Genomic DNA, 24,333 nt, shown 5'->3' with positions numbered 1-24,333 from the left:
ATGGCACCCGTCATCCACATCGACGTGCCCTGGCTGCTCCAGCGCCACGAAGAGGTCCTGCCCGACCAGCCCACGGTCAACGACTTCTCCGCGCTGGTCGCCGCCGTCGCCCGCCACCGCGTCGACCCGCCCCGCCTGGGCGTGGACTCCGACCCGGCCTGGCGGGCCGCCGCCCTGCTGCACACCCTCGCCCTGCTCAAGCCGCTGCCCGCGGCCAACGCCCGCTTCGCCTGCGCGACCGCCGTGGCGTACATGTTCGTCAGCGGCGCGGGCATCGACCCGCCCTACGGCGCCCTCGTCGACCTGGCCCGTGACCTGATCGACGGGAAGGTCGACGTGTACGGCGCGGCCGACCGGCTGCGCTCCTGGCAGATCTGAGGGGTGTCGGCGCGCGTTCGGTGCCGCCGCCCGCAGCGCGCCGACCCGCCCCCCGGGGCCGCCGACCGAGGGCGGGAGGAACAAGGTCGGCGGCCCGTTCGGCGCAGGAGAGCCGCCTTCCTGCGCGGGGCCTTTTCGAGAAGGGCCGACTCCAGTGCACTACGGGGTGGTGCGCGCCGGGAGCGTGCGCGTCGCGCCGGCGCGTGCGCCTGTTTCACACGGGGCGCATGGAAAGAGGAAAGCTCGTGCGGGTGAGGCGAGTTGCCGCCGTATCTGACTTTCTTTCAAAGAGGCGGATGTTGCTCAAGTGCCTTGTTGGTCATGAGTGTGTTGTGCAAGGGTGAACCAGCCGTGCGGGGGGAATGGTGCAGCCGAATTCACGCTCCTCGCGCCCGGCCGTCCAAGAGGTGTGCACCAACCAGGGGGCCTTTTCGGCGGTCACAACTCCCTTGTGTCCCAATGCGCGTGGGAAGGAATCCGCTCAGTGCCCACCCCCCACCCCCCTCGTCCCCCTTACCCGCCCGCCGGCGGGGTGCCCGGCGAATCCGACGAGAACGTCGCCGCCCGGCTGAGAGGCCGCCCGGACGGCGAGGTCTCCCAATCCGTCGCGCTGCTGATGACGCGGCACTGGGAGGCGGCCCGCGACTACGCGGCCATCTGTGTCGCCGCCTCCTCCGAACTCGCCTCCATGGTGACCTCGGCCGCCTTCCATCAGGTCCTCGACCGGCTGGCGCTGGGCGAGGCCGCCCTCGCGCTGCGGCCCCGGCTTCTGGTGGCCGTGCGCGAAACCGTCCGGGTGTGGTCCGCCGAGGAACGAATATCGACCGTTCTGCCGGAACTGCAGAAACCCTCCGGCGGACGAGGGATGCGTACCACGAAGTCCATGACGCCCGAAAACCGCAAGCTGGCCGAGCGTTCATTCCAGGCGCTCCCCGGACTCGCCCGGTGTTTGCTGTGGCACACCGAGGTGGAGGCCGAGCCGATATCGATACCCGCCGGTCTGCTCGGTATGGACACCGACACCGCGTCGGTGGCGCTCGAACAGGCGCGTGAAAAATTCCGCGAAGGTTGTGTACATGCCCACCGAGAACTCGCGCCGACGAAGGATTGCCGGTTCTACAACCGTCTCCTCGACGTTCCCATTCGCCGGGGCGGAGCGCTGCTGCCCGATGTCCAGCAACATCTGAGCGAGTGCCGCTACTGCCGTTTCGCCGCCGAACAGCTGAGTCATTTCGAGGGCGGGTTGGGAGTACTGCTCGCCGAGTCGGTACTCGGCTGGGGCGCGCGCCGCTATCTGGAGTCCCGCCCGGGGCGCTCGGGCCAGTCGCCGCGGCTGCCGCGCGGCTCCGGCCGGCACGGCGGCGGTCGCCCGCGGATGCTGCCCCGCATTCCGCTGCCGGGCCGCCGCACGCCGGGCTCACTGCGCAACTCACGGGCGCTGCTGACCGGGGTGGGCGTCGCCTCCGCCGGCCTGATCGCCACGGTGGCCGTCGCCGGGCTGTGGTCCCACGACGACGGCGTCGACCCGGCCGCCTCGAACAGCGCCAGTGACGGTACGGCGCCGGGTGCGGGCGCCGACTCCTCGCCCGGTACGACGGCCCAACTCCCCACGGCCCCCGGCAAGTCCAGGCTCCGCAACGCCGCCGCCGACCTCTGCCTCGACATCACCGGCGAGGTGAAGGCCGGGGCCGGGACCGAGCTGGCGGCCTGTTCGTCCGCGCCCACCCAGCAGTGGTCGTACGAGACCGACGGCCTGCTGCGCAGCGCGGCGGATCCCGCGCTGTGCCTGGACTCGCACGTGGACGCCGGCGTGGTGGTGCTCGGCAGGTGCGCCGCCGAGAAGGACAAGCGGGGCGACGACGTGCGCTACGACATCACCGTGCGGGGTGAACTGCTGCCGCGCTGGGACGAACAGCTCGCACTGGCCGCCACCACCGACTCGCCGGACGCCGACATCGTCGTCAAGGTCCGCGACGGCACCGACGCCCAACACTGGCTGGCCGACCCGTCGGCGACGGCCAGTCCCGGGTCGCTGTCGATCACCGGCACCGAGAGACCCACGGTACGACCGGTACGTCTGGACGACGGGACGGCGTAGGGATCCGGGCTAGCCCACGACGTCTTTCGGCTGTCCGCCCGTGAGGAAGTCCGTCACGTTCTGTACGGCGGCCAGGGCGATGCGGATGAGTGTCTCGCGGGTGACGCCCCCGACGTGGGGGGAGAGGACCACGCCCGGGGCCTTGAGGAGGCGCAGGGCCGGGGTGGGGGGTTCGGGGTCGAAGACGTCGACGCCCGCTCCGGCCAGGGCGCCCTTCTCCAGGGCGTCGGCGAGGGCGTCCTGGTCGACCAGAGCACCGCGGGCGGTGTTGATCACGAACGCCGTCGGCTTCAGCAGGGCCAGGCGCTCGGCGTTGAGGAGATTGCGGGTCTCGTCGGTGAGGGGCGCGTGCAGGGTGACGTAGTCGGCGGTGCGCAGGAGTTCGTCGAGGGGGACGTGGCGGGCGCCGCCGAGGCGGGCCTCCGTCTCCTGCGGCAGCCGTCGGCGGCCCGCGTAGACGATGCTCATGTCGAACGCGACCGCGCGGCGGGCGACTTCCTGCCCGATGTTGCCCAGACCGACGATGCCGAGGGTCTTGCCGGACAGCTCGGTCAGGGAGCGCTGGAGGCGGGGGAGCGCCCAGTCGGCCTCCACCAGCGCGGTGTGCGCGGGGATCAGCTGCTTGGCCAGGGCGAGCATCAGCGCGAAGGTCTGCTCGGCCACGTTCTGCGACTCGGCGCCGCTGGAGCCGATGTTGGCCACCCGCACTCCGCGGGCGCGCGCCGCGTCGAGGTCGACGTAGTCGAAGCCGTGGCTCGCGCACTGAACGAGCCGCAGGTCCGGTGCGGCGGCGAGGTGTTCGGCGGTCACCGGGGCGAGTGCGGTGATGACGACGTGCGCCTCGCGCAGGGCCGACGGCTGCTCGTCGGTCGCCTCCACCACCGTGACGTTCGCCTCGCCCGGGAACAGCGTGGCGAGTCCGGCGCCCGCGGTGCGGCCGCCGACGTGCGGGGCGATCACGGCGAGGACGTTCTTCGGGGCGGTGGTCATGCGGATTCCTCGATGAGGTCGGCCGAGCCGATCGTGGTGGGCGTGGCGTGTCCGGACAGGGCGAGGGTGAGGTCGAACTCGGCGAGCAGACAGCGGATCACGTGCTCGACGCCCGCCTCTCCGTCGAGGCCGAGCCCGTAGACGTACGGCCGTCCGAGCAGCACCGCCCGGGCGCCGAGCGCGAGGGCCTTGAAGACGTCGTCGCCGGTGCGGACGCCGCTGTCGAAGAGGACGGTGAGCCGGTCGCCGACCGCCTCGGCCACCCGCGGCAGCGCGTCGGCGGCCGCGACGGAACCGGCCACCTGGCGCCCGCCGTGGTTGGAGACGACCACACCGTCCATGCCGGCGTCGGCGGCCAGCCGGGCGTCGTCCGGGTGCAGGACGCCCTTGAGGACGATCGGGCCGTCCCAGTTCTCCCGCAGGAACTCGAGGTCCGGCCAGGTCTTGGCGGGGTCCGAGAACATGCCGATGAAGTGCAGCACGGCCGCGTTCGCATCCTCGGCCACGGGCTTGGCGAGGGCCGCCTGGAAGGCCGGGTCGGAGAAGTAGTTGGCGGTGCCCACGCCGTGCAGGAAGGGCAGGTAGGCCTGGTCGAGGTCGCGGGGGCGCCAGGACAGCAGCGGAGTGTCGAGGGTGACGAACAGGGCGGTGAACCCGGCCGCCTTCGCCCGGTTCAGGAAGCTGCGGGCCACCTCGATGTCCTTGGGCCAGTACAGCTGGAACCAGCGCTCGGCGTCCCCCATGGCCTCCGCGACCTGCTCCATCGGCGTGCTGGAGGCGGAGGACAGGATGTACGGCACCCCCTGCGCCGCGGCGGCCCGGGCGGCGGCCGGCTCGGCACCGGGGTGCATGATCGACAGCACACCGACCGGCGCCAGCGCCAGCGGGGCGGGCAGGGCGCGGCCCAGCACCTCGACCGACAGGTCCCGCTCGTGCACGTCCCGCAGCATGCGCGGCACGATCCGGCGCCGGTCGAGGGCGGCCCGGTTGGCCCGCGCGGTGCTGCCGTTGCCCGCGCTGCCCGCCACATAGCCGACGGGACCCGGACCGAGCCGCTGCTCGGTCAGCTCCTCCAGCCGGGTCAGATCGGTGGGCAGCCGGGGCACCGCGCCCGACATCCCGTTGAGATAGATCTCGTACTGGAAGTCCGCCCAGTGCTTGGCCATCGGAAGGTCCCGCCTCTCGTCGCTGAGAACGCGCTGCACCCCGACGATACTGACGAGTAGGCGCTGGGCCGTCCACCGGGGTGGGCCTGCGGATCCTGGTCAGGGGCCGGAGACGGACTCGTGGAGGATCCGGGCGAGTTCGGCCGGCCGCGAGAACATCGGCCAGTGCCCGGTGTCCAGGTTCACCAGCTCCCACCTGTCGCTCTTGAGCAGCTCGGCGGCGGCACCCCAGGGCTCGTCGCCGTCCAGGAGGCACTTGACGTACGTGCCGGGGAGCTCGCTCAACGGGCTTGTCAGTACGGCCGGTTCGGTCGCCGTGGCTCCGGGGTGCGGGGTCGAGCCGTCGACGATCCGTGCGATCTGCTCGTCCGTCAGGCCCTGCCCCGCGAATTCGGGCGCGGTGAGCGGCGGCCAGAAGCCACTCTCGGCGATCGCCTCCCGCACCTCGTCACTGGGCCAGCCCGAGAGGGCCGACTCGCCGTCGACCGGGACCATGGCGTCCACGAACACGACCCGCGCCAAGCGCTCCCCGATCCGCCCGGCCGCCTGCCCGACCGGCACCCCCGAGTAGCTGTGGCCGACGAGGACGACGTCCCGCAGGTCCAGCCGCTCGACCTCGTCGACGATGTCCTGGACATGGGTCTGCTGCCCGGCGGGCTCGCCCCGTCTCTCGGCGAGCCCGGAGAGCGTGAGCGGATGCGCCGCGTGCCCCGCCTCCCGCAGTGCCCCCGCCGTCTCGTCCCAGGCCCAACCGCCGAGCCAGGCCCCTGCCACCAGCACGAAGTTCGTCATGCCGCCCAAGGTAGCGGGGGCCACTGACAACGCCCCGCGATCAGCTGCCCTGGGCCGCGGACGCCGTGGCCGAGACGCCCTCGGACTCCGCGCCGGGGCCCGTGATCGGCGGCACCGGGACCTCCACGGTCCGGGCCAGCCGCGCGCCCTCGGGCCCGTACGCCGCGCGCGGCTCGGGGAACAGCCGCAGCATCGAGAGGTACAGGACCGCGGCCATCACCAGCGACAGCGGCAGGCTGATGTCGACGCCGTTCGCCAGGTCGCCCAGCGGGCCGACGAACTGGCCCGGGATGTTCGTGAAGAGCACGCCGACGAGCGCGGAGACCCACCAGGCGGTCATGCCCCGCCAGTTCCAGCCGTGCGCGAACCAGTAACGGCCGCCGCGCTGGCGGCGGTTGAAGACCTGCAGGGCGTCCGGGTCGTACCAGCCGCGCCGGGTGAAGAAGCCCAGCATCATCACGACCATCCACGGCGTGGTGCAGGTGATGATCATCGTGGCGAAGGTGGAGATGGACTGCACGAGGTCGAGCCCGAAGCGGCCGATGAAGATGAACGCGATCGACAGGACGCCGACCAGCACCGTCGCCTGCACCCGCGACAGCCGGGGGAAGACGGACGAGAAGTCGAGCCCGGTGCCGTACAGCGCGGTCGTGCCCGTCGACATGCCGCCGATCAGGGCGAGCAGGCACACCGGCAGGAAGTACCAGGCCGGGGAGATCGCCAGCAGCCCGCCCACGAAGTCGGGCGCCGCCGGGTCGACGTACTTCGGTGCCCGCGTGGCGATGATGCTCGCGGTGGCCAGGCCGAAGACGAACGGGATCAGTGTGGCGATCTGGGACAGGAACGCGGCACCGACCACCCGGCGGCGCGGGGTGCTCGCCGGGATGTAGCGCGACCAGTCGCCGAGGAACGCGCCGAACGACACCGGGTTGGACAGCACGATGAGCGCCGCGCCGATGAACGACGGCCAGAACAGCGACTTGGTCGCCGCGTCCGCCGAGTCGGTGAAGACACCGGCGTACGACGGGTCGAAGTCCCCGGCGAAGGCGATCGCGCCGAGCAGGAAGAGCACCGTCGCCGAGGCCACCGCGACCTTGTTGACGAACAGCATGAACCGGAAGCCGTACACGCACACCGCGAGCACCAGACCGGCGAACAGCGCGTACGCGACGACGTACGACAGATTGCTGCGCTCCAGGCCGAACAGCCGGTGCGCGCCGCCCACCAGGGCGTCACCGGAGCTCCACACCGAGATCGAGAAGAACGCGATGGCGGTGAGGAGGGACAGGAACGAGCCGACCACGCGCCCGTGCACGCCCAGGTGCGCGGAGGAGGACACGGCGTTGTTGGTGCCGTTGACCGGGCCGAACACCGCCATCGGGCACAGGATCACCGCACCCGCGACCACGCCGAGGAGCGTGGCCGCCAGGCCCTGCCAGAAGGAGAGGCCGAACAGGATCGGGAAGGCGCCGAGGACACACGTGGAGAACGTGTTGGCGCCGCCGAACGCGAGCCGGAACAGGTCGAGCGGGGTCGCGGTGCGGTCCGCGTCGGGGATGCGCTCGACGCCGTGCGCCTCGACCTCGGTGAGGGACGGTGGCGGCGTGACGGGGGAGTCGGGGGACTGCGAGGTCATGGGGGCTCCAGCGGGGGCGGGGCGGTGGAGCGCTTGGTGGCGCGGCGGAGTGGCCGGCCGGTCGCCTTCGCGGGGTGTGCGGCGGGCAGGGTGGCCGTCCTCATGGGGGTCTGCCGACCGTACGGGCGAGGGCAAGAGCCGCACCAGAGGACGGTTCATCCATCTTTCGGGCCCGAGGTGTGCGATTCCTCCATCACTCGTCGTCCGGTGCGGCGTCCTCCGGTTCGGCGTCCGGCCCCTGCGCCCGTACTCGCTGGACCTGTTCGAGGGACTCCCGCAGCTCGGTCAGCCAGTCGTCGGTGTGGCGCTGGACCAGGCGTACGCACCAGGCGAGTGCGTCGCTGCGGCTGCGGGCGACCCCGCCCGCGATCAGGGTGTCGAGGACCTGCCGCTCGGGCTGGCGCAACCGGGTCATGACCGGCGCGGCGATGTGCGTGAACATCGCGCGCTCCCCGCCGCACTCCACACCCCAGGACACCTTGCGCCGGAACCGGTGCTCGGCCTCCCGGGCCACCTCGATCCGTGCCTCCCGGGTGCGCTCCCGGAACTCCTCGATCCGCGCCTTGAGCGCGGCCCCCCGCTCGGCGGCCGAGGCGTCCTCGGCGAGCCGGGGCTCCGGGATGCGGCCGATCACCGTGATCTCCTCGCGGTCGACCGTGAGCTCGGCCAACTCCTCGAAGAGGTCGTCGGGCAGACGGCCGGTGAACCAGCCGCGCAGTTTCTCCTGCTGCTCTGTCGTAATCATGTAATGACGATTACTCGACCGATCCATGAACACAAGGGGGTGCGGCGGAGTCCGCCGAGAGCTCAACCGGAATGTTTCAGGCCTATTAACGAAGCGGTGGGAACCGGCCACTTGGCTGCTTCGGGCGATCAAGAACCGCTCAGTTCCGGGGTTCGACCGGTCGGATTCCGTAACTTCGAGCCACTGATTCAATACGCAATGTTACTGAAACGCGTGGGGTCGAGGTGTGTTTCCGGCGCGGACTCGGCAGACTCGCGCTCGCCGGTCCGGCACCAACCCGAACGGTCCGGCACACCCTCGAATCCAGCGGAAGGATGCACACAATGCGGAACACCGCACGCTGGGCAGCGACCCTGACCCTCACGGCCACCGCCGTCTGCGCACCGCTCACAGGAACCGCCCTCGCCGCCCCGGCCGCCGCGCCGGCCTCGCTCTACGCCCCCTCGGCCCTGGTGCTCACCACCGGCCACGGCGAGAGCGCCGCCGCCACCACGCCGCAGCGCGCCGTCACCCTGAACTGCGCTCCGACGCCCTCCGGCACCCACCCGGCCGCCGCCCTCGCCTGCGCCGAACTGCGCGCCGCCGGCGGCCTCGACGCCCTGGCGACCAGACCCGACGTGCTGTGCACCAAGGAGTACGACCCGGTCGTCGTCACCGTCGACGGGGTCTGGCAGGGCAAGCGCGTCTCCTTCGAGCGCACCTTCGCCAACGAGTGCGTGAAGAACACCTACGGGACCAGCGTCTTCACGTTCTGAGGGACCGGGATCGCACGGTCCCCCGTGCACACTCGGCGGCCCGCGGATGGGGAGTGCGAGGCCCTGTCGCGGGGACACCGGCGATCTCGCACCGGGGGCCGGCGGGCGGAGTGGGGCCGCCCGCCGGCCTCTGGGATCAGTCCCGCCCCTCCCCGGGGACGTCGGGGAGGGGCGGAAACCGTCCCAGCAGTCCCGCGCCGGCGAGCAGCCGGCGGATGCCCGGCCGGTCGGAGACGAGCCGCAGCCGGCCGTCGCGCTCCCTGGCCCGGTTCTCGGCCCGGCACAGCACCCGCAGGCCCGAGCAGTCGAAGAACTCCACGTGCCGCAGGTCGACCAGCACGTCCGGCCGCGGCCGAGCGGTCGCGGCGTCCAGATGCTCGGTCAGGAACTCCGCGGTCGCCAGGTCGATCTCACCCGAGACCTCGACCACGGTGAACCGGCCGTCGGTCCGGGTCCGGGCGTGGGCGTTCGCCGCGGGGGCTTCGGAGGCGCGGTCGTCCGCGTCGGGCGTCATGTCCGCTCCACCTCGACAAGGGGCGCATTCGATCCCGGTAGTTACCCCGGTGCGATGGCGAACATCCCTGACGAGCCGTGCGCAAGATCTGGTTCACTCGACCTGGTGAATTGAGTTGGATCCGCTTGACTTTCCGCTCAGGTGGTCGCAGATGCGATGCGCAGAGGGACCGGATCCTTGGCGGCGAAGGAGTCGTCGAGGTGGTTGATCTCCGTCCACCAGGAGGCTCCGTCCTCGATGTGGCGCAGCAGGACTCCCTCGCGGATCGCCCACGGGCAGATGTGGACCGCCTTGAGGCCGGTCAGCTTCATCGCGGTGTGCCCGACGATCGCGCCGGCCAGGCTCTGCGCGGCACGCGGGGCGGAGATGCCGGGCAGCTCGGCGCGTTCGGCGACGGGCAGGCCGGCCAGTCGTTCCACCGCCGCACCCAGGTCCGAGCGCCGCAACCGCCGCTCCACGAACGGGCCGTGCCGTCCGGGCGCCGCCCCGCACAGCCGTCCCAGCTGCTGGAAGGTGCGCGAGGTGGCCACCGCCGTGCGCGGCCCCTCCCAGCGGATCCGTGCCGCCACGTCCCGCAGTTGATGCCGCACCTTGCGGCGCAGCGCCCGCAGCTGTTGGGGCAGCGGCAGATCCGCATCCGGGAAGAACTCGTGCGTCAGACGTCCCGCGCCGAGCGGCAGGGAGGCCACGAACTCGGGCAACCGGCCCCGTCCGAACGCCACTTCGAGGGAGCCGCCGCCGATGTCGAACAGAGCCAGCGGGCCCGACTGCCAGCCCATCCAGCGCCGCGCCCCGAGGAAGGTGAGCTCGGCCTCCAGCTCGCCCGGCAGCGTGCACAGCAGGACGCCGGTCCGCGAGCGGACGGTGCGCAGCACCTCCTGGCGGTTGGGGGCGGCCCGTACGACCGCGGTGGCGAAGGCCAGCGGCGGCGTCGCACCCCACCGGGCGGCGGTCCGGCTCGCCTCGTCGACCGCCACGACGAGCCGTTCGACGGCCTCCTCCGGGATGCTGCTGCCGGGCCTGACCTGTTCCGACAGCCGCAGTCGCCACTTCGCGGTGTGCACGGGCAGCGGCACCCCGCCCTCCGCGTCCGCCACCACGAGCCGGACCGTGTTCGACCCCACATCCACCACGCTGATTCGCATGGGCCGGTGAGTACCCATTTCGGCCCAGGTCAAAAGCTGGTCACTCGCCCGGCCAGGGCCGCCCGCGCGGCCACCACCCCGGCACCGCCCGCCGGTAGCGCTCGTAGTCGGCGCCGAACCGCCGTACCAGCCCGGGCTCCTCGTACCAGCGCACGAACGCCCACATGACCGGCAGGACGCAGGCGCAGTAGACGAAGACCACCGGGCGGGCGAGCAGCAGGGCCTGGCCGCACAGGACCGCTGCCACGGCGAGGTAGATCGGATTGCGCACGTACCGGTACGGACCGGTCACCACCAAGCGCACCGGCGGCGCGATCGGAGCCGGTGTGCCGAGCCCCTCCAGGGCGAACCGCCCGAAGGCCACCAGGATCACGGCGGCCCCCGCCACCAGCGGCACCAGACCGAGCAGCCGCAGCGGCAGCCACCAGTCACCGGCCCGCCAGCCGGTCAGCCACCACGGCACCAGTACGGCCGCGCTGCCGGAGACGAGAACGAGGAACGCGGCGCTGCCCAGCGCCGCCGATGCCCTGCGCACACCCACACCATGCCAGTGAAGAGGGGCCGCCGTCTCCCTGCAGACGGCGGCCCCTCGGTCCGTGCGGCTCAGCTCGTGGTGATCACATGTGGACGACGGGGGCGGCGTCCGGGTCCTGCTCGGGGACTCCGCGGCGGAAGAGCAGGAAGGCGATCACGGCGCCGGCGGCGAACATGCCCGCCGACCACCAGAAGGCGGTGGTGTAGCTCTCGATCGTCGCCTGGGCCTGCACCAGCTTGCTGGTCGCGTCCTTGCCGGCGAGGTAGTCGGTCGCGGCGCTCGCGGCCAGGGTGTTCAGCAGGGCCGTGCCGATCGAACCGCCCACCTGCTGCATCGCGTTGACCGTGGCCGAGGCCACGCCCGCGTCCTCGGCCGCCACTCCGCCGGTGGCCAGCTGCATGGCCGCCGGCATCACCAGGCCGAGACCGAAACCGGTGACGATGAGCTGCGGCAGCACCGCGCTGACGTAGCTGGAGCCGACGCCGATGCCGGTCAGCCAGGCCATGCCGGCCGCCGCGACCGCGAAGCCGAGCGGAACGGCCACCTTCGGGCCGATGCGGGGCAGCAGGACCGTGGTGCCGAGCTGTGCGGCCACCATCAGGGCGCCGACCATCGGCAGGAACGCCACGCCGGTCTTGGTCGGGCTGAAGCCGAGGTTGAGCTGGAGGTAGTAGGTCAGGAAGAGGAACACGCCGAACATGCCGCCCGCGGAGATCAGCACGGCGAGGAACGAGGCCGCGCGGTTGCGGTCGAGCAGGATGCGCAGCGGCAGCAGCGGGTGCGCGGCCTTGGTCTGCCACCAGGCGAAGGCGGCCAGCAGCACACCACCGGCGATCAGGAAGCCCCAGGTCAGCGCCGAACCCCAGTCGTGCGTCTCGGCGTTGGAGAAGCCGTAGACCAGGGAGAACAGACCGGCGGCGACGAGCACCGTGCCCGGGACGTCCAGCCTGGCGCTGGTGTCGTCGCGGTGGTTGGTCAGCAGCAGCCAGCCGCCCACGAACGCGACGACGGCGATCAGCACGTTCACGTACAGCGTCCAGCGCCAGTCGAAGGCGTCGGTCAGCACACCGCCGAGCAGCAGGCCCACCGCACCGCCGGCGCCGGCGATGGCGCCGTAGACACTGAACGCCCGCGCGCGTTCCCTGGCGTCGGTGAACGTGGTGTTGAGCAGCGACAGCGCGGCCGGCGCGAGCAGCGCGCCGAAGGCACCCTGCAGGGCGCGCGCGGTGACCAGCATCCCGAATCCGGTGGCGGCTCCGCCCAGTGCGGAGACGGCGGCGAAGCCGACGACTCCGACGAGGAAGGCCGTCTTGCGGCCGAACAGGTCGGCGATCCGGCCGCCGAGCAGCAGCAGGGAGGCGAACGACAGGGCGTACGCGGTGACGATCCACTGCCGGTTGCCGTCGGAGAAGCCCAGGTCGGCCTGGGCCGAGGGCAGGGCGATGTTCACGATGGTGGCGTCCAGCACCACCATGAGCTGCGCGAGGGCGATGACCGCGAGGATCCACCAGCGCTTCGACGATGACGAGGCTGGCGCCTCCACGGCACCTGTGGAGGTGTCGTCGGTGAGTGTCTTCTGGGACATGGGAGAACCACTCCAGGGAAGTCGTTCGGGTTGCCGGAATCGCCGAAACCAGGAACGAAACGGTTTCGTACACCAGCAGACTAGACCCTCCTGAAGCGAAACGGCAACGTTTCGCAGGATGTGTCGTCCATCTCTTATTCCTTGACCGGCATATAACCGCTGAGGCATATTGGAGTCATGTCCGACGCCTCGCTCTGGACCGCCCTCGCCGATCCGCACCGGCGGGCCATCGTCGCGCTGCTCCTGGAGCGGCCCCGGCCCGTCGGGGAGATCGTGGAGGCGTGCGGTCTGAGCCAGCCGAGCACCTCGAAGCACCTGAAGGTGCTCCGGGAGGCCGGTCTCGTCCGGGTCCGGCAGGACGCGCAGCGCCGCGTCTACGCCCTCGACCCTGCTCCGATCGCCGAACTCGACGCATGGCTGGCGCCCTATCGCACGCTGTGGAACCGCAGCCTCGACCAGCTGGGCCGCCGCCTCGACGAGACGGCGCCGGACGACCCCGAGGAACCCGCCCCGAAGGACTGATCCACCATGGCCGCTGATCTCACCGGCACCTATCTGACCCTGGACGACGGCCGATCGGCCGTCCGCTTCAGCCGTACCTACGACCATCCGATCGAGCGCGTCTGGCAGTTCGTGACGGACGCGGAGGAACTCGCCCAGTGGTTCCCGTCCCGCGCGGAGATCGACCCGCGCCCCGGCGGCACCATCACCTTCAGCGGCGACCCGAACATGCCCGAGTCGACGGGCCGGGTGCTCGCGCTCGACGAGCCACGCCACCTCTCCTTCGAGTGGGGCGGCGACGAGCTCCACTTCGACCTGGAGGCGCTGGACGACAAGCGCACCCGCTTCACCCTCACCAACGTCCTCCAGGCCGCCGACACCGCCGCCCGCAACGGCGCCGGCTGGGAGGTGTGCCTCGCCGCCCTGGACGCGAAGGCGCGGGGCGAGGCCTTCGAGGGACCCCATGCCGGGGCGAACGCGCCCTGGAAGGAGTTCTACGCCGCCTACCTCGACGCCGGTGTGCCCTCCGGAGCACCCGTCCCCGGCCTGGACTGACCTCTCAGGCCAGCTGCCGGCGCACCAGCTCGTGCAGCCGCCCGCCCGTGTCCGCGAGCAGCTGCGCGGGCGGGCCCTGCTGGGCGACCTTGCCGTCCTCCATGACGATGACCCGGTCGGCGTCCAGCACCGTCGACAGACGGTGGGCGATGACGACACGGGTGGCGTTGAGGGCCTTGGTGGACTCGATGACCACGCGCTGTGTCTCGTTGTCGAGGGCGCTGGTCGCCTCGTCGAAGAACAGGATCCGCGGTCGCCGGATCAGCGCCTGGGCGATCATCAGGCGCTGCCGCTGGCCGCCGGAGACCGCGCCGCTGCCCGAGACGATGGTGTGCAGTCCCATCGGCATCCGCTTGATGTCCTCCGCGAGCCCCGCCATCTCGGCCGCCGCCATCGCCTCCTCGGGCGTGTACGGCTCGGTGCCGCAGATGACGTCCAGGATGGAGCCGGTGAACGGCTGCGCGTGCTGCAGCACCACACCGCACTGCCGGCGCACGGCCGACTGGTCGAGGGCGGACAGGTCCTGGCCGTCGTACAGGACGCTCCCGGAGACCGGCTTGTCGAAGCCGATCAGCAGCCTGAGCAGCGTCGACTTGCCGCAGCCGCTGGGGCCGACGATCGCCACGAACTCACCGGGGCGGATGTCGAAGGACACGTCGTCGAGGACGAGCGGCCCGTCGTCGGCGTACCGGAAGGACAGCCGGCGGGCCTCGATCGCGCCGGTCAGCGGTCCCGGCCGGGTGCTCGCCGCGCGTACCTCCGGGGTGGCCTCCAGGACCGGCTTGATCTCCTCGAACAGCGGCAGCGCGGCCACCACCGACACGAACGCGCCGGTCAGCTGGGTGACCGAGGTCAGCAGCATCGTCACCGAGGTGTTGAAGGTGAGGAACGCGGCCGCCGACATCGAGCCGCGCGCCGGGCCCGCGAGCAGCATGAACATCAGCAGGGTGCACAGCGGCAGATAGACCGCGCCCATCACCGTGGTGAGGTTCTTGATGCGGCCGACCTTCTGCTGGAGCTCCCGGCTGCGCGCGAACTCCGAGGCCCAGGCGGCGTAGGCGTAGTTCTCGGCCGCCGCCACCCGCAGCTTCGGCAGGCCGCGCAGGGTCTGGAAGGCCTGGTTGTTCAGCTTGTTGGACAGCACGACCAGCTTGCGCTGCCAGCGCACCTGCCACAGCCCCAGCCCGAGGAACGCGCCCGCGATGACGACGAGCATGCCGATCGCGGCGAGGGCCATCGAGGGGCTGTACCAGAACAGCAGACCGAGGTTCATCGCGCCCACGGTCACCGACTGGGCGACCACGGGACCGAGACCCGCCATCATGCGGCGAATGGCGCTGATGCCCATGGCCGCGCTCGCCAGCTCGCCCGTCGAGCGCTCGGTGAAGAACTTCGTCGGCAACCTCAACAGCCGGTCCCAGACGGCCGGCTGGAGCGTGGACTCGATACGGCCCTCCAGACGCAGGATGGTGAGGTTCTCCAGCAGCATGAAGGCAGCCGCCACCACGCTGGTCACCATCACGGCCAGGCAGACCTGCACGATCAGATGCGTCTGCGCCTTCGGCACGAACTCGCCCAGCACCTTGCCGGTCGCGATCGGCACGAGCGCGCCGATGGCGACCGTCACCAACCCGCTCATCAGCAGGTTGCCCAGGTCGCCGCCGGTGCCCCGCATGCTGAACCGCAGCAGCCGTAGTGGGCTCAACGTCCGCTCCGGCAGCGGGCGGTAGAACATCACCGCGCGCGGCTCGAACTCCTCCGCGTTCGCCTTCTCGATCGGCGTCTCGCGCCCGCTCGCCGGATGCACGGCCACATATCCGCCGCGCCGCCACAGCAGCGCGACCGGCGCACCCGACAGGGCCCGGTGACCGACCAGCGGCCCGACGTTGTCCCGCCACCAACGGCCGTCCAGTCGTACGGCCCTGGTGCGCACCCGGGAGGCGACGGCCACCTGTTCCACCGGGTCGAGCCGGTCGCTGCCGGTCCCGTTCTGCGCGTGCTCGGCGAGCTCGATCCCGGCCGCCTCGGCGACCAGCTTGCACGCCGCGTAGGTGGCGTCCGCGTCGGCGGCCGTGGTGCGCTTGGCCGAGGACTTGCCGATGGAGGCCAGCAGCGTCCGGTCGGCCTGGGCGCGGACCGCCTCACCGGCCTTGATCCCGGCGGCCGTTCGCGTCTCGTGGGTCCGCTCCAGCTGCTCGATCCAGCGGTCCAGCGTGGTCAGCAGCCGGTACTGCTGGTCGACCATGGACTGCCACACCGCGGGGTCCATCAGCAGATCGGCGGCGGCCTCGGCGCCGTACAGCGATCCGTACTGCACACTCCCCGGCGGCACCTGCATCCAGAACACGTCGTCGTCGGTGATCTCCGCGGCCCGCTCGGTGGCCATCGGAGCCTGGAAGAGGACGGACAGGCTGCGGCCGACACCGAGGGCGAGGGCGTATTCGAGGGGGCTGGTCGTCGGCGGGACGTACTGGGCGTTGCCGTACTCGTCGTAGGACCAGGTCTGGGTGTCGGCAGTCTGGTACAGCTCGCGCAGGCCGATGCGGTGGACGACGCAGTCCCTCAACGGGCGTGCCACCAGGGTGTGTTGAGGTCCCGGGACCGGGCCGAGGACCAGCGAGCCCGCCTCCAGGCGGCCGAGGTGGTGCCAGTGGCCCTGCTGGACGGCGTCGACCGCGAACAGGTCGAGGCTGCCCGCCGCGACCAGCCACAGCACCTGCGGGCCTTCCAGGTCGAGCCGGGTCAGGCCCGAGCAGTCGACATAGCTGCCCATCTGGCCGAGGGCGCCGAGAACCAGGTCGCCTTCGTGTGCGGTCGTCATCTCATCGCTCCCTGACCAGCGCCGCGTACGCGCCGCCGCGCGCCAGCAGGTCCTCGTGCCGCCCGCGCTCCACGATCGTGCCGTGCTGCAGTACGACGATCTCGTCGCTGTCCCGGACGGTGCTGAGCCGGTGTGCGATCACCACGCAGGCGCAGCCGCGCTTGCGCAGGTTGTCCATCACGACCTGCTCGGTCTCCGCGTCCAGCGCACTGGTCACCTCGTCGAGGACCAGGATGCTGGGGCGGCGCACCAACGCCCGGGCGATCTCCAGGCGTTGGCGCTGCCCGCCGGAGAAGTTGCGGCCGTCCTGCTCGACCCTGCTGTGGATGCCGCCGGGCCTGCGCGTCACGACGTCGTAGAGCGCCGCGTCCCGCAGCGCGTCCACCACCGCGTCGTCCGGGATCGACGGATCCCACAGCGCCACGTTGTCGCGCACGGTGCCCTCGAAGAGGAAGACCTCCTGGTCGACGAAGGAGACGGAGGCGGCGAGGGCGCCGCGCGGGATGTCGTCGAGGCGCTGTCCGTCGATGCGGATCACGCCCTCCCAGGGGGAGTAGAGGCCGGAGATCAGCCGGGAGACGGTCGACTTGCCGCTGCCCGAGCCGCCGACCAGCGCCACCTGCTGGCCCGGGCCGACCGTGAGGTCGAAGCCGGTGAGCAGGGGCTTGTCGAGCGGGTTGTAGCCGAAGGAGATGTTCTGCAGCTCGACGTGCCCGTGCAGGCGGCGTGTGGAGTCGCCGGCGCCGGGGCGGCCGTACAGCGGGTCGGCCTGGAAGTTCTCGACGTCCTTGAGGCGGGCCACGTCGGCGGCGAAGTCCTGGATGCGGCCCGCGACGCCGTTGAGGCGGGTGATCGGCGCGGTGAAGCGGGTGACCAGCGACTGGAAGGCGACCAGCAGGCCCACCGAGATACCGCCCTCGACCGCGCGCATGCCGCCGATCCACAGGATCACCGCGCTGTTGAGCGAGGCCAGCGTCGGCGCGACGACCCCGAGCCAGGCGCTCGGCACACCGAGGCGCTGCTGCTCCTCCAGGGTGGTGGCGTGCTGCCCGGCCCACTTGAGGAAGTAGCCGTCCTCGCCGCCGGTCGCCTTCATCGTCTCGATCAACTGCAGCCCGGTGTAGGCGGTGTTGGTGAGCCGGGCGCTGTCGGCACGCAGTTTCGCGGTGCGGGTGGCGCGCAGCCGGATGACGATCCGCATGGCGACGATGTTCAGCAGCGCGACGCCGATGCCGACGAAGGTGAGCTGCGGGTCGTACGTGTAGAGCAGCACCGCGTAGAGCACGACGACCACCGCGTCCACGCCCGCCGCCGCGAGGTCGCGGGCCAGCGTCTCGGCCACCTGGTCGTTCGACTGCAGGCGCTGCACCAGGTCGGCCGGGCTGCGCTGGGCGAAGAACGTCACCGGCAGCCGCAGCAGATGGCGCAGGAAGCGGGCGCTGGAGAGGGTGGAGGAGATGATGCGGCCGTGCAGCAGGTTGGCCTGCTGCAGCCAGGTCAGCAGGACCGTGAGCAGGACGCAGGCGCCCATCGACGAGAACAGCACGGTCAGCAGCGAGGTCTGGCCGCCGATGAGGAACATGTCGATGTAAGTGCGGCTCAGGGCCGGCACCGCCGCGCCGACCAGCACCAGCAGCAGGCTCGCGAGGACCGCGGCCGGCATGGTTCCGGCGGTGCCCCGCAGCCGGGCCGGCATCGCGCCCAGGATCCCGGGCTTGCGGCCGCCCTTGGTGAAGCCCTCGCCGGGCTCCATCACCAGGACGACACCGGTGAAGCTGCCGTCGAAGTCCTCCATGGGCACGAAACGCCGGCCCTTGCCGGGGTCGTTGATGAACACCCCGCGCCGGCCGAAGCGGCGGCCCATGCCGTCGTAGACGACGTAGTGGTTGAACTCCCAGAACAGCACGGCAGGCGTCCTCACCTCGGCGAGGGCGGCCGTGTCCATCTGCATGCCCTTGGCCGTCAGGCCGTAACTGCGGGCCGCCTTCAGGAGGTTGCTCGCGCGCGAGCCGTCGCGGGAGACACCGCAGGCGATGCGCAGTTCCTCCAGCGGGACGTGCTTGCCGTAGTGGCCGAGGACCATCGCGAGGGAGGCGGCGCCGCATTCGACGGCCTCCATCTGGAGGATGGTCGGGGTGCGGACGGTCTTCGACTTCCCGGTGGGGACGGGGCGCTTGGGCGGGGCGGAGCGGCGTCTGCTCCGCGTCTGCTCTGCGGTGCTCACGGCAGCAGCCAATCGACGGGACGCTGATCGGCCAGCCGGATCGAACCCGAGGCCGTGGTCATGGAGGTGAGGCCGAAGGGCGGCCCGTCCTTGGACGACCACTTGTAACCGCTCTTGGTCCCGGACGACTTGTCGAGTTTCACCAGTACGGCCACCGGGCGGCCCTTCTTGGTGAACTGCTCGCCCAGCTGGCTGTCGCCGAGGAACGCGGCGATCTGCTGGGCCGACTGTGCCGAGCGGTCCACCGACTTCACATGGCCGCGCAGCACGCCGTACGTCTGGGTGGGCACCGAGGAGACGGTGAGGTCGACGGCGGCGTCCGCGGGGATGGAGGCCGCGTTCTCGGCGGGGACGTAGACGGTCGCGTACAGCGGGTCGGAGGCCTTCGCGACCTTCTCGACCGCGGCGATGTTCGCACCGGTCTGGATGATCTGGCCGATGGTGGCGGCGAGTCCGGTGATCCGGCCCGCGGCGACCGTGCGGACGACCGTCTCGCCCTGGGCGGTCTTGACCTTCAGGACGGGGGAGTCGGCCGGCAGTCGCTCGCCCTGCTCGGCGAGCACGGCGGTGACCTGGCCCGCCACGGGACTCTGCAGGATGTAACTGCCCTCGCCGTGCGTGAGGATGGCGGGCGCGCTGACCGTGGAGGCCACCGAACCGGTCACCGCCCACACGCAGGCGGCCGCGACCGCGACGACCGTCACGGACAGGACGAGCCAGCCCTGGGGCCGGGCGAAGCGCACCGGCAGGTCGAGCTCCTCCGGCGACTGGAGCTTGGCGAGGGCCTGTTGGCGGAACTGCACGGAACTTTCCCTCACCTGAAAACGAGGAAGGACCGGCTCGCCCGAGCCGGTTGGTCTACGGCAACCGCAAGCCCCGGAACCGCTGTACGGCTCCGGGACCCGACGATCACAAAGGCAGCGATCAGAGACCGGCGACCAGGTTGGTGACCGGGGCGGTGTTCAGGCCGGTGACACCCTCGACGGTGCCGACGACCGTGTCGACCAGGCCGGAAACCGGGGCAACGCCGTCCACCAGGCCGGTGACGGTGCCGAGGGCGTTCACGGACAGACCGCCGGAGACGTTGTCGAGCTCGGCGTCGGAGATCTCGACGGTCTCAACCTGGGGGGTGGAGTTCATGATGGAACTTCCCTTCATATGGATATTCACAAGGGGGAGCGGCCCCCTCTGGGGACAGAGCGACGGCCGCGACCGCGAGCGCCGGGCGCCCGTTGCCGGGAACCCTTCGCGGCCCCCGCGGTGCGATGGATCAAAGCACGGCGCGGCCGGGCGCTTCCAATCAACCAACCGTCTCACCAGGCAACTTGAGCCCCTCAGGTATCGATCCGTGCAGGCTCCTGCACGCCTCTGCGGCGAGTTCTTCACATGCGTCACGGCATCGGCTCGTCCCACCCCTTGCTGATCGCTCGGCGAATCAGACACTCCCGCCCCAATGGCGTGACGGCCCTCGCCGGCTTGTGCAGAACCTCCGCGCACGGTGACTTCGTTGAGTATTCAATGTGCAGATTCTCTGGAGCTTCGTTTCGGCACCGCGTTCGGAACGGACCGTTGCCGACCGACTGCGGACCGTGTCAGCCCAGAAGTGCATAGACAGTGCTCGCCCGGGCCGCGAGTTCACCCGTCGATCCGTCGGTCATCGTGATGTCGGCGAACGCCATGCGGCGGCCCAGTTTGGTGAGCACCGCCTCGATCAGGACATCCGAACCCGTCACCGCGCGCTGGAACGACGTCGACTGCTGAACCGTCGTCATGGGGCCGTAGCCGCCGCGCGCGGCCGACACCGCGATCACGGTGGCGGTGTCGGCCGCGGCCATCAACGCCTGCCCCGACAGCCCGCCGCCCTCCCTGGACAGCCGGTCCGACCAGGGCAGACGCAACGTCGCCCGGCCCTCGCCCAACTCCTCGACGGTCAGGCCCAGATCGAGCACCCAGGGGGCGAAGTTGGCGGAGAGGATCTTGTCGGCTTCGGCGGTGGTCATCGTCATATGGGGGATTGTTCCCCGCGCCCCTCGGTAAGTCCCGGGTCATGGCCGATTCCTCGTCGTGCAAAGCGAGTTGGCAAACGGAATTGAACGCCCCGCGTGCCCCGTGCGTACCCATGGCCATCCAGGCGCCCGAACAGAACGGCTGCCGAACGGCGGCACACAGACTCCGGTCCCCCAGGAGGTCGAGAAGTTTGAGTCACAAGCGAATTCCGAAGCGCAAGGCCGCGATCGCGGCGGGCAGCGTCGTGGCGCTCGGCGCGGCGGCGATCCTGCTGCCGAACGCGAATGCCTCGCAGGACGGTTCGTCGACGGACGCCGCCCCCAAGACCCTGAAGGCGACCGACGCATCGGATCTCGCCGCGCAGCTTCAGGACCTGCTCGGCCAGGCCTTCGCCGGTTCCTACTACGACTCCGGCACCCAGCAGCTGGTCGTCAACGTCGTATCCGGCGACAACAACGTGGTCGTCCAGGCGAAGAAGGCGGGCGCGAAGGTCCGCGAGGTCAAGAACAGCCTCGCCACCCTGCAGGCCGGGGCGAAGACCCTGGCCGCGGACGCGACCATCCCGGGCACCGCCTGGGCCCTCGACCCGAAGACGAACAAGATCCAGGTGACCGCCGACTCCACGGTGACCGGCGCCAAGTGGGACAGACTGACGTCGACCGTCGAGAGCCTCGGCTCGGACGTGGCGGCCGTCAAGAAGTCCTCCGGCACCTTCAAGACCCTGGTCTCCGGCGGCGACGCCATCTTCGCCCAGGCGGAGGGCGGCACGGTCCGCTGCTCCCTCGGCTTCAACGTCACCGCGAGCGACGGCAGCCCGGCCTTCCTGACGGCCGGACACTGCGGTGTGGCCGCCAAGGAGTGGTCCGACTCCGAGACGGGCGCCCCCATCGCCACCGTCGACCAGGCCACCTTCCCCGGCGACGGCGACTTCTCCCTGGTCAAGTACGACGACCCGGCCACCCAGGCGCCGAGCGAGGTCAACGTCGGCGGCGGCCAGACCGTCCAGATCACCGGGGCCGCGGACGCGACCGTCGGCGAGCAGGTCTTCCGGATGGGCAGCACCACCGGTCTGCACGACGGCACGGTCACCGGCCTCGACGCCACGGTCAACTTCCAGAGCGAGACCGACCCGAACGGCGTCGACACCGTCACCGGCCTCATCCAGACCGACGTCTGCGCCGAGGCCGGCGACAGCGGCGGCTCCCTGTTCACACAGGACGGCAGCGCGGTCGGCATGACCTCCGGCGGCAGCGGCGACTGCACCAACGGCGGCGAGACCTTCTTCCAGCCGGTGACCACGGCCCTCACGGCCACGGGCGCCACGCTGGGCGACGGTGCCGCGGGCGCGGGCGCCGGCGACGAGGGTGTCGGTGCGGCCGACCCGTCCGCCTCCGCGACCGATGGCGCCGGTGACGTGGGTGCCGGCGGCGACGCGGTCGGCGGCGGCGACGAGAGCGCCGGCGCGGTCGACCCGTCCGCCACCGCGGGCGACCAGTCGGGCGAGGGCGTCGGTGACCAGTCCGGTGCCGACGACCAGTCCGGCGCGGACGACGGCTCCTCGCTCACCTCGACCCGCTGATCGGCCTCGACCGCGGTTCCGGCCGACAGCGGACGGCCCGGCCCTCCGGCGGGAGGGCCGGGCCGCGTCACATGACCGGGAAACCAGCCCCTACCGGGCTCTGAGCAGCAACAACGCCACGTCGTCGATCCGCTCCTGGGCGTTCGCGCCCTCCCTGATCAGAAGGTCGGCCAGCTCGTCCAGCGGCAGCTGCCCGGCCGCACCGAGCCGCTCCCCGAGTTCGGCCAGCGCGTCCTCGATGTCGACGCCCGGCGACTCGATCAGCCCGTCGGTGTACAGGACGAGCACCGAGCCGGGCGCGAGGTCCACCTCCGTCGTCGGATACCCGGCCAGACCGTCGATGCCGAGCAGCGGACCACCGGCCAGGTCCAGCACCCGCACCTTCCCGTCCGGGCGGCGCAGCAGTGGCGGCGGATGACCGGCCCGGGCCATCACGGCCCGCCCGCGCGCCGGATCCAGCCGCAGATACAGACAGCTGGCGAACAGGTCGACGTCCAGGTCGATCAGCAGCCGGTTGGTGCTGCGCATGACCTCCTCCGGGGCCTGCCCGACGGTCGTGTACGCCCGTACCGCCGTGCGGATCTGCCCCATCAGCCCGGCCGCCGTCACGTTGTGGCCCTGCACGTCCCCGATCACGGCCGCCGCCACGCCCTGCGTGGGCACCAGGTCGTAGAAGTCGCCGCCGATGTCCATGCCCTGGGTGGCGGGCAGATAGCGGGAGGCCGCCTCGATGCCGGGCAGCCGGGGCAGCGAGTGGGGGAGCAGGGCCGCCTGCAGGCCGTGCGCGAGCTGGTGCTTGGCGTCGTAGAGCAGGGCGCGCTCCAGGGCCTGCGCGATCAGCCCGCCGATGCTCGTCAGCACGGCGCGCTCGTCCGCGGGGAACGGGTGCGGATCGGCATAGGCGAGCACACAGGTGCCCACCGGCCGCCCGGAGGCGATCAGCGGCAGATACGCCCAGGCCGCGAAGCCGTCGGGGGTGGCGTGCCGGGACGGGTACAGCCGTTCCAGCTCCTCCCGCGAGTCGAAGAAGGCGGGCACTCCGGTGTTCAGCGCGTGCGTGCCCGGCGTCTGTTCGGACATCGGCAGCCCGTCGAACCGCTCCACGAGATGCGGGTCCGCATAGCCCCGGTGCCCCAGCACATGCAGCCGCCCGGCCCGCGAGCCCAGGACGACCAGCGCCTGACTGCCCACGGCCGGCGCGACCTCGTCGGCGACCAGCTGCACCACGTCCTGCACCCCCACCGCCTCGGTGAGCGCCCCCGCGAGGGTCAGCACCTGCGAGATCGTCACCAGCCGGGACGGGGCGTCACCGGGCTGCGGACCGGCCCGGTTCATCTCCGCCACCGCCCGCGCCCGGGTCACCCGCACGCTCAGCCCGGTCGTGTTCGGATACATCCGGAACGACAGCCAGTCCCCGGGCGGCCGCAGCGCCACGAACGAGGTGGTGTGCTGGCTGATCAGCGCGGCCCGGTAGCGGTCCTCGTACACCGGGTCGTTCAGCCACGGCACCGACGCCCACAGCTGGGTGCCGAGCAGTCCGCTGACCGGCACGCCGATCAGCTCGGCCGCCGCCGTGTTCGCGAAGGTCACCCGGCCGTTCAGATCCAGCGAGCACAGCCCGTACGGCAGCCGGGCCACCATCCGCGCCGCCTCCACCGTGCCGAGCGTGCCGGCCGTCCCGCCCACCACGGGCGCGGCGAGCAGGTCCGGCTCGGGCAGCAGCGGACGGCTCTCCTCCAGGGCGCGCTCCAGCCGCAGCGCGAGCCGGTCGCAGGCCGCCGTCAGATGGTCCCGTTCCCGGTCCGACAGCTGCGGCGGATGGGAGCCCGGCCAGGTCACGAAGACCGCGCCGTACGCCGTCGAGGCCGTCGCCACCGGCAGCGCGGCCAGCGCGAAGGGGTACGGCAGCACCACCGCGATGCGCGGATAGTGGCGGGCCATGTCCTCCTCGCCGCCGACCCACACCAGGCGCCGCTCGCGCACCGCCTCGGCTACCGGGATCGGCGCGCTCAGCCCCACCCGCTCCCACGGCGCCGCGAAGGCCCGGGGCAGCCCTGCCATCACGGCCATCTCCAGCACCGGTTCCTCGGCCGCCAGCAGATACACGGCGCCGGAGTGCGCGTGGACCTCGTCCATCATCGAGGCCAGTGCCAGGGAGAGCAGCGGCCGCCCCACCCGTGTCCGCGCGCTCGCCGGCGCGGAGGTACGCCCGTCGGACACGGCGACCACCTCCTCGCCCGGTCGGTCCCCTGTCCCAGGGATCAAATCTGCCCCCTGGAAGCCGGACGCGCACGGCGAGCGGGACGC

The 24,333-nt window shown here is 71.6% G+C and carries 21 protein-coding genes; 6 read left to right on the top strand and 15 right to left on the bottom strand.

Annotation, left to right across the window (positions count from 1 at the left end; translation table 11 throughout):
• Together MQP27_RS23850 and MQP27_RS23845 are read left to right on the top strand one after the other, a co-directional pair.
• The gene (locus MQP27_RS23850) at positions 1-378 is read left to right on the top strand and encodes a toxin Doc (protein WP_242767387.1); all 378 of its coding nucleotides are present in this window, start codon (positions 1-3) and stop codon (positions 376-378) included.
• A 484-nt stretch (positions 379-862) separates the two neighbouring features.
• The gene (locus MQP27_RS23845) at positions 863-2,476 is read left to right on the top strand and encodes an RICIN domain-containing protein (RefSeq protein ID WP_242767386.1); all 1,614 of its coding nucleotides are present in this window, start codon (positions 863-865) and stop codon (positions 2,474-2,476) included.
• A 9-nt stretch (positions 2,477-2,485) separates the two neighbouring features.
• On the opposite strand, the gene MQP27_RS23840 is transcribed toward MQP27_RS23845, so the two are convergent.
• The 5 genes from MQP27_RS23840 to abmR all read right to left on the bottom strand — a co-directional run bounded on the left by MQP27_RS23840 (position 2,486) and on the right by abmR (position 7,805).
• Positions 2,486-3,466: a 2-hydroxyacid dehydrogenase gene (locus MQP27_RS23840; protein ID WP_242767385.1), complete on the bottom strand. Its 981-nt coding sequence runs from the start codon at positions 3,464-3,466 to the stop codon at positions 2,486-2,488.
• On the bottom strand, positions 3,463-4,632 hold the full coding sequence (locus MQP27_RS23835; RefSeq protein WP_242767383.1) for a lactate 2-monooxygenase: 1,170 nt from the start codon (positions 4,630-4,632) through the stop codon (positions 3,463-3,465). The genes MQP27_RS23840 and MQP27_RS23835 overlap by 4 nt, the downstream gene beginning before the upstream one ends.
• 99 nt (positions 4,633-4,731) lie before the next feature.
• Positions 4,732-5,424 carry an alpha/beta fold hydrolase gene (locus tag MQP27_RS23830; RefSeq protein WP_242767382.1) on the bottom strand — a complete coding sequence of 231 codons (693 nt, stop codon included), beginning with the start codon at positions 5,422-5,424 and terminating at the stop codon, positions 4,732-4,734.
• A 40-nt stretch (positions 5,425-5,464) separates the two neighbouring features.
• Entirely contained in the window at positions 5,465-7,060 is a 1,596-nt protein-coding gene (locus tag MQP27_RS23825) for a purine-cytosine permease family protein (protein ID WP_242767380.1), read from the bottom strand.
• 193 nt (positions 7,061-7,253) lie between these two features.
• A complete protein-coding gene (gene abmR, locus MQP27_RS23820; RefSeq protein ID WP_242767379.1) occupies positions 7,254-7,805 on the bottom strand; it encodes an ATP-binding transcription factor AbmR in 552 nt (183 codons plus the stop codon).
• 323 nt (positions 7,806-8,128) lie between these two features.
• Between abmR and MQP27_RS23815 the strand changes: the two genes are divergently transcribed.
• On the top strand, positions 8,129-8,560 hold the full coding sequence (locus MQP27_RS23815) for a protease inhibitor (RefSeq protein WP_242767378.1): 432 nt from the start codon (positions 8,129-8,131) through the stop codon (positions 8,558-8,560).
• 136 nt (positions 8,561-8,696) lie between these two features.
• On the opposite strand, the gene MQP27_RS23810 is transcribed toward MQP27_RS23815, so the two are convergent.
• From MQP27_RS23810 to MQP27_RS23795, 4 genes are all read right to left on the bottom strand, one after another.
• Positions 8,697-9,074 carry an STAS domain-containing protein gene (locus MQP27_RS23810; RefSeq protein ID WP_242767376.1) on the bottom strand — a complete coding sequence of 126 codons (378 nt, stop codon included), beginning with the start codon at positions 9,072-9,074 and terminating at the stop codon, positions 8,697-8,699.
• Between the two features lie 137 nt (positions 9,075-9,211).
• A complete protein-coding gene (locus tag MQP27_RS23805; RefSeq protein ID WP_242767375.1) occupies positions 9,212-10,219 on the bottom strand; it encodes a Ppx/GppA family phosphatase in 1,008 nt (335 codons plus the stop codon).
• 40 nt (positions 10,220-10,259) lie between these two features.
• A complete protein-coding gene (locus MQP27_RS23800) occupies positions 10,260-10,754 on the bottom strand; it encodes a methyltransferase family protein (protein WP_242767373.1) in 495 nt (164 codons plus the stop codon).
• Between the two features lie 82 nt (positions 10,755-10,836).
• Positions 10,837-12,339, bottom strand: a complete 1,503-nt coding sequence (locus tag MQP27_RS23795; protein WP_242767372.1) for an MFS transporter — start codon at positions 12,337-12,339, stop codon at positions 10,837-10,839.
• Between the two features lie 177 nt (positions 12,340-12,516).
• Between MQP27_RS23795 and MQP27_RS23790 the strand changes: the two genes are divergently transcribed.
• Together MQP27_RS23790 and MQP27_RS23785 are read left to right on the top strand one after the other, a co-directional pair.
• Positions 12,517-12,861 (top strand): ArsR/SmtB family transcription factor, encoded by a 345-nt coding sequence (locus MQP27_RS23790; RefSeq protein ID WP_242767371.1) that lies wholly within the window; start codon positions 12,517-12,519, stop codon positions 12,859-12,861.
• Positions 12,862-12,867: 6 nt separating this feature from the next.
• The gene (locus MQP27_RS23785; protein ID WP_242767370.1) at positions 12,868-13,395 is read left to right on the top strand and encodes an SRPBCC family protein; all 528 of its coding nucleotides are present in this window, start codon (positions 12,868-12,870) and stop codon (positions 13,393-13,395) included.
• A 4-nt stretch (positions 13,396-13,399) separates the two neighbouring features.
• Here the strand turns inward: MQP27_RS23785 and MQP27_RS23780 are convergent, their stop codons facing one another.
• The 5 genes from MQP27_RS23780 to MQP27_RS23760 form a co-directional block, all read right to left on the bottom strand.
• Positions 13,400-16,216, bottom strand: a complete 2,817-nt coding sequence (locus MQP27_RS23780) for an NHLP bacteriocin export ABC transporter permease/ATPase subunit (protein WP_242767369.1) — start codon at positions 16,214-16,216, stop codon at positions 13,400-13,402.
• 1 nt (position 16,217) lies between these two features.
• Positions 16,218-18,440 (bottom strand): NHLP family bacteriocin export ABC transporter peptidase/permease/ATPase subunit, encoded by a 2,223-nt coding sequence (locus tag MQP27_RS23775; protein WP_242767368.1) that lies wholly within the window; start codon positions 18,438-18,440, stop codon positions 16,218-16,220.
• Positions 18,437-19,243: an HlyD family efflux transporter periplasmic adaptor subunit gene (locus MQP27_RS23770; protein WP_242767367.1), complete on the bottom strand. Its 807-nt coding sequence runs from the start codon at positions 19,241-19,243 to the stop codon at positions 18,437-18,439. The genes MQP27_RS23775 and MQP27_RS23770 overlap by 4 nt, the downstream gene beginning before the upstream one ends.
• Before the next feature lie 121 nt (positions 19,244-19,364).
• The gene (locus MQP27_RS23765) at positions 19,365-19,580 is read right to left on the bottom strand and encodes a type A2 lantipeptide (RefSeq protein WP_242767366.1); all 216 of its coding nucleotides are present in this window, start codon (positions 19,578-19,580) and stop codon (positions 19,365-19,367) included.
• Positions 19,581-20,032: 452 nt separating this feature from the next.
• The gene (locus MQP27_RS23760) at positions 20,033-20,446 is read right to left on the bottom strand and encodes a PaaI family thioesterase (protein ID WP_242767365.1); all 414 of its coding nucleotides are present in this window, start codon (positions 20,444-20,446) and stop codon (positions 20,033-20,035) included.
• A 191-nt stretch (positions 20,447-20,637) separates the two neighbouring features.
• On the opposite strand from MQP27_RS23760, the gene MQP27_RS23755 reads away from it, so the two are divergent.
• Positions 20,638-22,026: a S1 family peptidase gene (locus MQP27_RS23755; RefSeq protein ID WP_242767364.1), complete on the top strand. Its 1,389-nt coding sequence runs from the start codon at positions 20,638-20,640 to the stop codon at positions 22,024-22,026.
• A gap of 90 nt (positions 22,027-22,116) precedes the next feature.
• Here MQP27_RS23755 and MQP27_RS23750 read toward each other — a convergent pair whose 3' ends face one another.
• The gene (locus MQP27_RS23750; protein WP_242767800.1) at positions 22,117-24,255 is read right to left on the bottom strand and encodes a SpoIIE family protein phosphatase; all 2,139 of its coding nucleotides are present in this window, start codon (positions 24,253-24,255) and stop codon (positions 22,117-22,119) included.
• Between the last annotated feature and the right edge of the window lie 78 nt (positions 24,256-24,333).

The organism is Streptomyces cylindrosporus (assembly GCF_022698165.1).
GTDB lineage: Bacteria > Actinomycetota > Actinomycetes > Streptomycetales > Streptomycetaceae > Streptomyces > Streptomyces cylindrosporus.
Note: the sequence above shows the minus strand (reverse complement) of the source record. Positions and strands in the feature narration are given on the sequence as shown.